The organism is Ruminococcus bromii, assembly GCF_002834225.1.
Taxonomy (GTDB): Bacteria; Bacillota; Clostridia; order Oscillospirales; family Acutalibacteraceae; genus Ruminococcoides; species Ruminococcoides bromii.
In genome coordinates, this window is sequence record NZ_NNSR01000031.1 from 1 (window position 1) to 11628 (window position 11628).

Consider the following 11628-nt stretch of genomic DNA (forward strand, 5'->3'; position numbering starts at 1 on the left):
AAGCCTATCCACACTATCGGCATATATTGCTCCATAGGGCTGTCACCCTCCTTTTCGCATAATTTTAACACAATATTATACATTAGTCAAACTATTTTGTTGCTATTTTATGCGTTTTCTATCGAACATTTTCATCGTACAGAACAGTCTGTCATATATCTGTCATATATTATGTTTTGAATTTTGCTTGTATTCTATTCAAGCATTAAAAGGAGGTTCTTTCTGAGGGCTTCACTTAGGGATTTGGCAAAACAACCATATTTCAAGTGAGATAGCCTTCAAGCGGGTCCAAAAGAAATAACGGTCAGATTGAGTAAAGAAAGCTCAGTCTGGCCGTTTTTCTTTTCTTAATTTCGGTTAACCGCAGAAGGTATTTAGATCGACCGAAAGGCCAACCGCTTTCATATTTTTACCGAGTTGCATTTTCCAAGCACCAGCAGAATCCATACTGACATATACGACACCACTGATATCGCCGGGAGTTTCTACATTACCCTTGACCAATGCACAAACATGATCTCTTCCCAATTTTCCAATTAGATATCCGTGTTCAAATACTACGTTCTGCCGAGCACGATATCTTTCATCTTTCTGAGCCATTTCTTTTGCTCTGCCAAGATCGCATTCCGTATAAAGAACTACAGCAAAATCAACGTCAGCATAACGCTCTATCTTTTCAATTATTGTAAGTCCAGAATCGGGTTGCTCGTGAAGAATAATCGCTTCAAAACCACCTTTCTCAAGTGTCCGAGCCATTTCTTGTATGGCAGCATTATCGTGTCCGTGAACAATAAATACTTTATTACTCATAGTTTTCCTCTCAGTTATATGTACATCTGATTCTTGAACTGGATAATTTACTGCTTGGTAAGCAAGCATCTTGTTGGTTATACTCTTTAAGTTAAATATCAATGATTCGCCGGAAATCTCAGGATCGTACCAATGTTTTTCTGGCATACACTGATACAAGCCAGCACCTAAGTTGGGAATTATGGCATCATATCTGCTTGTAACATCAATGTATAAATCCAGTCCAATCGATTCATCTTTTGGATCTGCAAGAAATGCTTTACAACGCATAATATCTTCTTGCAGCATTTTACCAATAGTATGGCTTCTTTTTATCACGTTTGCTGTCCGTCCTTTTTCTGTGTTTTTAAAAGCAAATTCTTCATCAGCCGATAATGCACGCAAGTGGCCCATCATGTCTTCATAGGCAGATGGCCTATTTCTCCGGTGAAAATATGTCTGAAAAATCTGATCGTGCATCGGGTGGTCTTTAAGATACCGCTCGTTAAAAATGTTGATCTCGTCCATCCAAGCTTTATAAAGTGGTCCACTTACAAAGGAAATGGCAAAGCCACGTTCAGCAGGATGGTATTCCTTCTTACCTATTTCTTCACCTCGCTGTATGAATTCCTGCAGTTTGGAAGCTGGCGTTTCTCTCAATTGACTCAAGTAAACTTTGCCTTCATATGTAGGTCTAACGATATATGCCCAACCGCTCAGCGTACTCGTATCGATTTTGGTAAGCAAGCCAGCTTTTATCAAATAATCGATCTGCATCTGGTCATAATCCAGTGCGGAGATTGATAGTTCTAAGCGTTCATCGAATTTCTGATACAAATCACGTAAAACACCTTGTGCCTGCATATCTATAGTCATTGCGAACACTCCTTTATGCAGCCATCCTATACCGTGTGTAAACATATTCGTAAATACGCTGGCGGTACTCGGAAATGCTGATTTCGTCATAGCACTCCGGCAGCTCGGCCCATAGCGTATCACGGATTAGGTTATCCACAGCGGCTTTTGTTTCCTGCTTATCGGTCCAGTGGTCAAGCTCGGCAATCTTCGCCTTGATCTTTTTCAGAAGACTTGCGGCCACTTCCTTGATTTTCTTGATATCCGCTTTGGAGAGATCGTCCCGGAAAAGCATATCGTACAGAGAAAGCTCCTCGTCATTCTCAAAGCCCTCACGTACATACCGCTGTTCCTCTTTATCGAGGCTGTTGGCCAGATCCATAAGATCCATAAAAGTCTTTTCGATGGTGGCACGATCCTGCTCACTGTTATAATCCGTGATGATCTGTTGATACCGCTCATAATAATCAATACGGTCCGGATTGTTGAAAAGCAGACGGTCGAGCTTCTGCTGGATGATTTCCTCCAGATCCTTCATCACAAGGTTCTTTTTCTTCACCTTCGCAAATTCCCGACGGAGCAGATCAAAGTCGATTTTGCTGATGTCAAACCGGCGCGGCTCCTCTTTTACCATCATCGGAGCGTCATCTATTTCCACATACTCGCTGATGATAGAATTGATTTCCACCATCAGATCGGTAGTATCAACGTGACGGCGCTTTTTTTGAAGCTCCCCGTAAATCGCGGCGATGGCTTCATACTCCTTCCGGGTCTGCCCGGTAATATCGTCACGATCCGTGTATTTCATCAAGCGGATCAATTCCGAGGCATATGTGGAGAATGACTTCTTATCTTCAATAGTGCCGCATACTGCGTTGGCGGCGGTCTGAAGCAGAGCCAGCTTCGCAAAATCAACGGCTGCCACCAGATCGGCAAGCTCAAAATCACGCTCCCGGAGGAAAGTCTTCGCCTTATCAATCGTATCGAGGATACGGGCAACCAACTCGTCCTTATCAACGGTCGGATCGCCGCCGGGTGTGTTGATGTTTGCCGTGTAATCAGCCAGTGCCTTGCGGAGAGCTTTCACGATGCCAATATAATCAATGATCAGGCCGTTGCTCTTTCCCTCGTTCACACGGTTGGCACGGGCGATGGTCTGCATGAGCGTATGCGCCTTTAGGGGCTTATCGAGATACAGGCAGGACAGGCACTTAACGTCAAAACCGGTGAGCCACATGGCACAGACGAATACCACGCGGAGCGGATTGGATGAATCCTTGAATTCTTTGTCCAACTCCCGTTTTTCCATCTTCGTCCGGTGATATTTGATATCCAGATCCCACTTCTTGAAGGTCTGAATCTCATTCTGCTCCTGACTGATGACAACGGCCATCTCGGTTTCCTGCATCCATTTCAGCTTGCGCTCCAGTTCCTGCGCCTCCTGCTGCGTGGCCGTTTTGATTTTCGCTTTCAGAGCTTTGATTTCTTCCTTCCAGTATTCCTGAACGAAATTATACATGCGGACGCAGGTAACCTTATTAAGGCACACGAACATGGCCTTGCCACTGGTCCACAGATCGGAATAGTGACCGACAAAATCCTTTGCGATGGATCTCAGACGCGGCTCTGCCGTCATCAGATGGATTTCCTTTGCGAATTCCGCTTCCAGCTTGTCCTGCTGATCGACGTCGATATCGGCATTCTCGATAGCGTCAAGGATACGGTCGGTGATCTCAGGATTGTGAAGATCGAGTATCTTTTCGCCGCGATTCTCATAATAGAGCGGAACGGTAGCACCGTCCTCCACAGCGCGTTTGAAATCATACACGGAAATGTAGCCGCCAAAAGTACGGGCTGTGATATTGTCGCTGGACAGGAGCGGAGTGCCGGTAAAGCCAATACGGGCCGCTGTCGGAAGCAGCTTCATCATGTTGTCGGCAAAGATACCGTACTGACTGCGGTGCGCTTCATCCGACATAATGATAATATCGTGATCCGGGTAAATCGGCTGTTCGTCCGGCCTGTTGAATTTCTGTATCAGCGTGAAAATGAAGCTCGGATTGCCTTTCAGCTTCGTGACGAGGTCACCGCCGCTTGTGGCGATAAACTGTGAGGCTTTCGTTTTACCGAGCAGACCGCAGTTTTCAAAAGTGTCGCTGATCTGCTTGTTCAGTTCATCTCGGTCGGTAAGAACAACGATTGTGGGGGACCCTGCAAACTTGCGGCGGATCTTCTGGGCGAGAAAAACCATGGAATAGCTCTTGCCGGAACCTTGTGTATGCCAGAACACGCCCAGCTTGCCGTCGTTGAGCTTCCGTGCCTCGTATGCCTTGACTGCTTCGTTGACACCGAGATACTGGTGGTTACGGGCAAGAATTTTTACAGTATTGCCGCCGGAGTGGTCATAAAGGATGTAATTCTCCAGCAGATCAAGGAAGTTCTCTTTTTTGCAGATGCCGCGCAGCATCGTTTCCAAAGCTACGCTGCCTTGTTCTTTTTCGTCAAGACGCTTCCATTCATGGAAAAATTCATACTTGCTGCCCAGCGTGCCGACCTTGGCCTCGGCGCCGTTAGACAGTATAAGGAAGGCGTTGTAATAGAACAGATGCGGTATCGTATCCTGATAATCGGTATAATTATCATCGTAGGCGTTCTGTACATCTACAGTGTTTTTCTTTAATTCCACGAAAAGGAGCGGCAGACAGTTTACAAAGCCCACGATATCCGTGCGGCGGTAAAGATCACCGTGTATTTTCAGTTCTTTTATGGCAAGGAAATAGTTGTTCTCCGGGTGGAGAAAATCGATTACGGCAGCTTTCTTTACTTCCGTTTTGCCGTCCGGACGCTTTACTGTCACGGGAATACCGTCGCGAATCAGGAAATACTTCTCCTCGTTGACCTGCAGGAGTGAGGCTGTGGACAGGCGTTTTTCCAAAACAGCCTGTGCTTCAAGAATCTGCGTCTCGGTGATCCAAGGATTGAGTTTTTTCAGGGCAGCACGGAAATACCGCACAAGCAGAATCTCTTTGTACGATTTCCTGCCGAAGGTGCCATCGTCGCCCAGCACCTCCGTGTTATATGCAAATTTCACATCCCATTGGAGCTCGTCCCTGAGAAGGTTTCCGGCGCTTTCCTGCACAAGTATATTTTCTGAGTAATCGTAGCTCATGCCGCCACCTCCTATCCTTCAACAATTTGCTTTTTAAATTCATCAAATGCTTTTTTGCGTTCTGCCTGCTCTAATTCCATAAATGCAAGAAGACACATTTGATAAGTTTCGTCATACCAATGTTCTAATTGCCCCTTGTCAAGTTCAGAAACGATTCGTTTATATTTTCCTTTATTTGAGGGATCAACATTGTTATGTCGCAAATTCAAATTATTAAAGAGGAAAAACAGATCATCTTTCAAAGAAGATGAGATTTTCTGCAATTCTTTAGATTTTGCCTCAAGTATCTGGGCAAGTTGCAAAATAATATGTTTTTTCTTTTCAATGTCACCTTTAAGGGCATAATGATCATATTCCAGCACCTTGTATGATAGCTCTGCCGGAATTAGGTCGCTTTCTGATACAGCAATAGCTACAGGAGATTTTTCAACGAAGATCGTTTTTCCATCATCACTTGCAGATGTATATCCTATGGCTTCGATCACAAGTCGAATTTGTTCGAGGATAAATGGAATGTTCACTTCCATAGATGCAAAGCCGCCATATCCTCCAGAAAAATTAGCCGCTTGCAGGCCGAAGAGCATATTTTGCAGATATTCACAAAATGAAACCAGATAATCAATATCAAAATCATCCGGATCTGCTTCAAAATTGAAGCCATATTTTTGATCGAATTCTTCTATGCTAAGGCATGTCCCACGAAAATAAAAATGAGCAAAGTTCTCCCCAAAAACTTCATATAGAGATTTCGTTCTATGATTAAAGGCTTCTTGATGTAATATCGAATACAGCTTACGATACTCTTGTCTGATATCTACGTTGCCTTCTCTTAATACTTGTGCAAAAGACTTCCTCATATCACACCTCGATTTCGCCGCTCATCAGCTTGGGCAGCAGACGGTCACGGGCCTGAATCAACAAATCGCATTGTTTTATCAAACTAAGCATTTTGCTAATCATAGAACCCACAATTCTTTCAAATTCCTCAAGCAAGTTATCCGCAGGAAACAATATCGATATTTTTCCGGTTCTGATCGGGCTTAGGTTTTGTTGAGCAGTTCCATTTGCAAGATTATTCATAGCATCAAACATATCACTGCTCCTAAATAAACAGTATGTGAATGCGGGAATATCAGATTGTAGTTTTGCAACACGCTGATTTAGCAAATAATTATTCCCGTTCACAATGCAAGTGCGACCAACATTTCCTGTCAAAGATAACAAGATATCTCCATCTGTGAGAACACAGTGTTTTGGCATTTTTCCCGGAATTGACACAATTCGGTTTGTGTTAATCCCGTCAAACTCACCGTCTTTAACATTCTTAATGGTAACGATTTTGTATTCTCCTGAGCTATCGAATTGTGCACTTTTAAATGCGTATCCGCTTAACAAGGAGATGCGCGAATCAATCGGGGCTTTCTCCCATCCCTCCGGCACACCGTCAACGATAGGCGTATCCTCATATCCGGGAAAGCGGAAATTGACAAACCACTCCTTGTACAGCCGCCGAGCAGCCTCTTCAAGTAGCTTGATTTGCTTCTGATTGTTTTCGATGAGGTTGTCATATACGGAAAGTTTTGAGGCAATCGTTTCTTGGACTTTTAATGGTGGAAGTTCAATTTCCATGCCACGGAGCGAAGTTAAACTGACTGTCCTCTGCGCTGCCCCTATCGCAGCAGCATCAGCTTTAGCATAGAAATCTCTGCTTAGCATTGTATAGTATAGAAAGGCCGAGTTTATTCTTTCGTTTGGTCTAAGAATAGCTATATGTCTTTGAAAGACAAATGGCCTCTCTTCTTTTATTAGGACAGGTATGCCAAAAGAGCCGACCACAGAATACAGTATGTCTCCGACTTGGGCCTTACGCTTTGAATCCAAACGGTCGTAGTAGTCCTTCGGTACAAACATAGTGTCGCTAAAATCGAATTGATTTGATTTGTTTATATTGGCAATGGTTACAAACGGTACTCCAGAGACAGCTTTGGGAGGCGGTTGATGGTCTCCATCCGAAATCGATAAGCAACAATCTGCAAGTTTTACCTTATCCCAACTCATATCCCCATCTCCTTCATATTCTGCGAGATGGTATCCATCAAATCGTTGGATTCGGCCTGAAGGGACAGAAGTTCACGGTGAATCTCAGCCATACGCTCCGCAAAATCTATACCGTCATCCTCCACGGGGGCCACACCAACATATGCGCCGGGGGTGAGTGACCAGCCTTTTTCTTCGATTTCGGCAATCGTTGCCAGTTTGCACAGGCCAAGGACATCGGTATAAACGCCGTCACCGAACTTCTCATAGAGCCAGTGCGCTTCCTTGGCAACGGTCAGCATATTCTCGATATAGGCAATTCTATCGCCATACTGCTGCTGCACGCTCTTCTTGTCGCGTTTCCCGGCGGCTTCCACTTCAGCTTTTGCCGTCTTGTGGAGTGCGGAGAGCTTTTCTTTCAGCGCAGAAACGATATCGGCAAAGGAATCCCGATAAACAGCCTCTTTCAGATTGTCATTATCAGCGGCCTCGGCTTCGCTGTGCAGATAATCATGATACTCCTGCAGTAGAGTCGTATACTTGTCGGTCTCGCCGCGATAGAGCCACACGATTGCGTTCAGGTTCTTAAGCTGCCATTCGCTCCATTCATTCAGCGTACGGTCCACAACTGTGTAGTAATTCCGGGCGTCGATGAACAGAACCTTATCCCGGATTACTTCGCCCTTCGCTTTATCGAAAAACCACAGGGAGCAAGGCAGCGATTTCGTATAGAAGAAATTATTACCGACGGAGATCATCACGTCAACGTGCCCAGTATGAATCAGCGCCTCACGGATATCCTTGTCTTTGCCTTGACTGTCCGTAGCGGAAGACGCCATAACGAAACCGGCGCGACCATGCTCATTCAGATAGGAATAGAAATAGGAAATCCACAGGTAGTTACCGTTGCTGACCTCTTTATTTTTATTCACGCTCGGCAGTCCGAACGGAAGACGTCCGGCGTTCTCGCAGGATTCTGCTTTTACTTTATCTACATTGAACGGAGGATTCGCCATAATGTAATCGCAGCAGCCGTTCAGATTATGTGCGTCGTGATAGAAAGTGTTTGCCTCGTCACCGGATTTGATAACACCCGTCAGACCGTGCACCGCCATATTCATAAGGCAGAGCTGGGCATTATATTCCACTTTCTCCTGCCCGTAGAAGGTCATGGTACTGTTGGTGTTCATACCGGCGGCATTCACGAAATCACCGCTCTGCACAAACATACCGCCGCTGCCGCATGCGCAATCGAGAAGAACACCCTGTTTCGGCTCAAGGATGTTTACGATCATTTTTACAAGGGATTTCGGCGTGAAGAAAACACCATCATCGGATGCGACCACAGGAGCAAACTTACTGAGAAAGTATTCATAGATGCGTCCGATGATATCGCCTACAACGTCATCAAGTGCGCTGTTATTGAAAATACGAAGAAGCTCCGCCAGCAGCTCGTCGGAGAAGTCGGTATAGCTTTTCGGCAAAACGCCTGTGAGCTGTTCGCTCTGATCCTCGATCAAAGCCATAGCGTTATTTACCACTTCACCGAGGCTGTTCATCGGATGTCCGTCTTTATTGATAAGTCCTGCCGCTGCGATATTCTCCGGCAGATTGACGAGATACTCGTACTGCGCCTCTTTCGGCAGGAACAGTGCGCTCTTTGCGGAAAAGTCGCTCGCCTCCACGGGCATTACGCGTCCACCTCGTGATGGACGGTCCTTCAGTATCTCGGCCTCTACCTTTTTTAAGCGGCTGTACGCATAGCGCAGGAAAATAAGCCCTAGCACGGGCATACAGTATTGATTCAACGTCAACTTTGACCCTGCACGAAGGAGATCGGCGGATTCCCACAGTTCCGCTTCCAGTTTCCGTATGTTAATCATCCTTTTTCTCTCCTTCCGGGTTATCGGGTATAAACTCCATCATATCGTTGGGGGAGCAGCCCATAGCGTGGCAAATGTTCTACCCTATTCCGACTGATACTTTGTCTGAATATAACTTAATATAGTTTTTAACAAATTATATTACTTTTTTGACTTTTGATCTGTTTTTGTAACGTCATCCAAACCTATAAAGTACATACCTTTTCTTTTTGTTTTTTCAAGATGGATTTTTTCCGAATCAACAAGCAAATCCGTATAGGAATTATTTTCAGATTCGACAAAACAGAATATTCTGAATTTTCCGAAAGTTACGGTTTTGTTGGCTTTATGTGCAGAATCGGAATATGCGAGAATATTCGTTTCTCTATTCGGAACTGCTACAAAAAGAACCTGTTCGCCGGTTTTCCTATCTTTTACTTTACAAATTCTGATAAAGGTATATTCACCTGAATAAGTATCGTCCGAAAGTTCAATGTATTCAAATGCAGTATATTCGGCATTTCGGTTAATCATAGAAACCCTATTGTTTCGCTTTGTATAAACTGCAGGAGAAACTATATTAGTTTTTTCATCAACCATAAGAACAAACATACTGTTTGACAGATTAACAATCGTATCATACACAAAATGTTTAACTCTGTTATACCTCTTATTTGTGAAAGAAGTTTCAGAAATGACAGACTTAAAATACATATTGTCAAATATACATGAAACAATAATACAGATAAGTTGAATTATTAAAAATACAGCTAAAAGCAGAGGACTATGTCTGTAAACACCCAGACTTTTAACTAAGCCTCCAAAAATATTAAAAATCATTACCTCATAAACTCCACATTACACAATAACTTCAATAATAAGTAGGATATTTACATTGCCAAGCATATTTCTTACCTATTGGTCTACCACAAGATCTACACTGCGTCTGCTTTTTGGGTGCTGGTTTGTATCCTGTTCCAGTTGACTCACCAACGCTGCTGGTAGAACCACGAACATACTGATAAGCTTTTTCACCTACACTAGCCGCGAAATTCCAGTTTTTCCGTTTAGTAACCGCTTCCTGACTAAAGTGACTACCGCCTAAATCTCGTGTAATCGAAGAAAAACCTAACGATGTCAACCCATCAACAGTTGCACCTCCAACTGCAGTTCCAAAATCATCACCTTTATAAACATTATCCGCAAACGAACCACAAAAACTAATTCCACCTTTGATACAAGCACCCGCTATTGAACCAATACCTAAAACATCAACAGCACCTAAAGCAGCCCCTGTAAGTCCACTTATAAGTGCTGAACCCCAATTTATTTCAGATATATCTGTTCCTGAAATCATTTGACAAATAGTATTACTTATAAATCCTGAACAGAATCCAGCTACTATTCCCCAAAAAGCACCTGTAGGATCAGAAGAATAAATAGGATTATTAGCACAATATGCAAAAGTATTTCCGTCAAGAATAGATGTACCAGCCTGAAAATAGCCGTCGGCATTGATAAAGCGGTGGGTTACGGCGTCATAGTAACGGCTCATCAGGTAGTAAAGACCTGTTTCTGTGTCCTGATAATAACCTCTGTAACGGAACGGATTCAAATTACCGATATGGTTCGGGTTTGTAATTGCATTGCCGTTATTATCGGTTATTGAAATCACATTGCCCCAAGCATCATACTCATAGTGTGCTTTGAGTTCGCCTGCTCCGTTATAAATTCCGACAATATCACCACGGGAGTTGTGGGTGTAGTAGTAGGAATACTCGGTACCGCCGTCAGTCAAAGTGTATCTGACATTATACAAAATTCCGTTTGCATCGTAGGAATAATAGAACTTTGCGTCGCCACGAGTTTCATACATAAGCTGTCCGTTAAGATAAGCATATGTGTATTTTACTCCGTTTACGGTTTTAGTTGTACGAACACTGTCGCTGTCATAGCCATAGCTTATGCTTGTATCACCGTTTGTGAGTGTTGCAAGCTGTCTGCCGTTCTTCCATGTCATTGACATTCCGTCACGATATGTAAGCGGATTGCCGATTTCATCGTAGGTTATGTTCTGACCGTTATATGATGTGAGAACATCTCCCCAATTTGAATTGTTATATTCATACGCATTGCTTGCTGTACCGTTTGAATCGGTAACAGTTTCGGATATAAGGTTACCGCCTGCATCGTAAGTATAGTTGTAAACTTTACCGTTCAGCTTATCATCTACGCTAACAAGCTGATTCATCATATCGTAACCGTAATGATACTGTAAAACTCCGTCTTTGGTAAAATCTGTAATATTACTATGTGCATCATACTTTTTTGGCGTCAAAGGAGGCTCTTTCGAGCCTCCGTTCAGCAAAATGTTCTACCCTTACAATTTCACTATTTAATTGGTTAACAAATCAACCAACTATTCGTTATAAACAATTTTTTCAATGAATACGACTAATATATCTAATTAAAAAAATCAGAATGAAATTGTGGATTAAGATTATTAAATCCTGAAAGCACATCTGCCAAGCTTATATCTATATTCATGCAAAACAAATTATAAACAGCTACGCCTATTCCACCCAGCAACAAAAAAATGCTAAAATATTTAAAATATCGCACAAAATATTGACTGTAATTTTTAGTTCTACTTAAAGAATTGCTTTTTATTGCAAAATCCATATTTTTATTCTTTAAGATTGAAGACAAATACAATAAACTTTTTGATGTAAAAGAAAATAAGAATAGCGTGCCAATGCTATTTTGAATGCCAAAACTATTAGCAAAACCTAGGAAAGGTAAATTATAAAAAGTATAAAACACTATAAAAAAAGCAAATGTACCAACAGCGTTTGTAATTTTAACACCTTTTATTTTTAAGGAAAAAAGTTCGGATAATAGCACAGCACAAAGAGA

At 42.9% G+C, this 11628-nt stretch carries 8 protein-coding genes; all 8 read right to left on the minus strand.

Annotated elements, in window-relative coordinates; all coding sequences use genetic code 11:
* Positions 1-357: 357 nt before the first annotated feature.
* A complete protein-coding gene (locus tag RBATCC27255_RS10560) occupies positions 358-1665 on the minus strand; it encodes a TIR domain-containing protein (RefSeq protein WP_242958565.1) in 1308 nt (435 codons plus the stop codon).
* Positions 1666-1678: 13 nt separating this feature from the next.
* Positions 1679-4813 carry a type I restriction endonuclease subunit R gene (locus RBATCC27255_RS02965; protein ID WP_101028670.1) on the minus strand — a complete coding sequence of 1045 codons (3135 nt, stop codon included), beginning with the start codon at positions 4811-4813 and terminating at the stop codon, positions 1679-1681.
* Between the two features lie 11 nt (positions 4814-4824).
* Positions 4825-5670 (minus strand): hypothetical protein, encoded by an 846-nt coding sequence (locus RBATCC27255_RS02970; protein WP_101028671.1) that lies wholly within the window; start codon positions 5668-5670, stop codon positions 4825-4827.
* Position 5671: 1 nt separating this feature from the next.
* Positions 5672-6871: a restriction endonuclease subunit S gene (locus RBATCC27255_RS02975; RefSeq protein ID WP_101028672.1), complete on the minus strand. Its 1200-nt coding sequence runs from the start codon at positions 6869-6871 to the stop codon at positions 5672-5674.
* Positions 6868-8733, minus strand: a complete 1866-nt coding sequence (locus RBATCC27255_RS02980) for a class I SAM-dependent DNA methyltransferase (protein ID WP_101028673.1) — start codon at positions 8731-8733, stop codon at positions 6868-6870. The genes RBATCC27255_RS02975 and RBATCC27255_RS02980 overlap by 4 nt, the downstream gene beginning before the upstream one ends.
* Before the next feature lie 141 nt (positions 8734-8874).
* Positions 8875-9357: a hypothetical protein gene (locus tag RBATCC27255_RS02990; RefSeq protein WP_147346907.1), complete on the minus strand. Its 483-nt coding sequence runs from the start codon at positions 9355-9357 to the stop codon at positions 8875-8877.
* Positions 9358-9583: 226 nt separating this feature from the next.
* Entirely contained in the window at positions 9584-11050 is a 1467-nt protein-coding gene (locus tag RBATCC27255_RS02995) for an RHS repeat-associated core domain-containing protein (RefSeq protein WP_101028675.1), read from the minus strand.
* 125 nt (positions 11051-11175) lie between these two features.
* Positions 11176-11628 (minus strand): hypothetical protein (locus RBATCC27255_RS10395; RefSeq protein WP_169923221.1); only part of this gene is annotated, 453 nt, incomplete at its 5' end.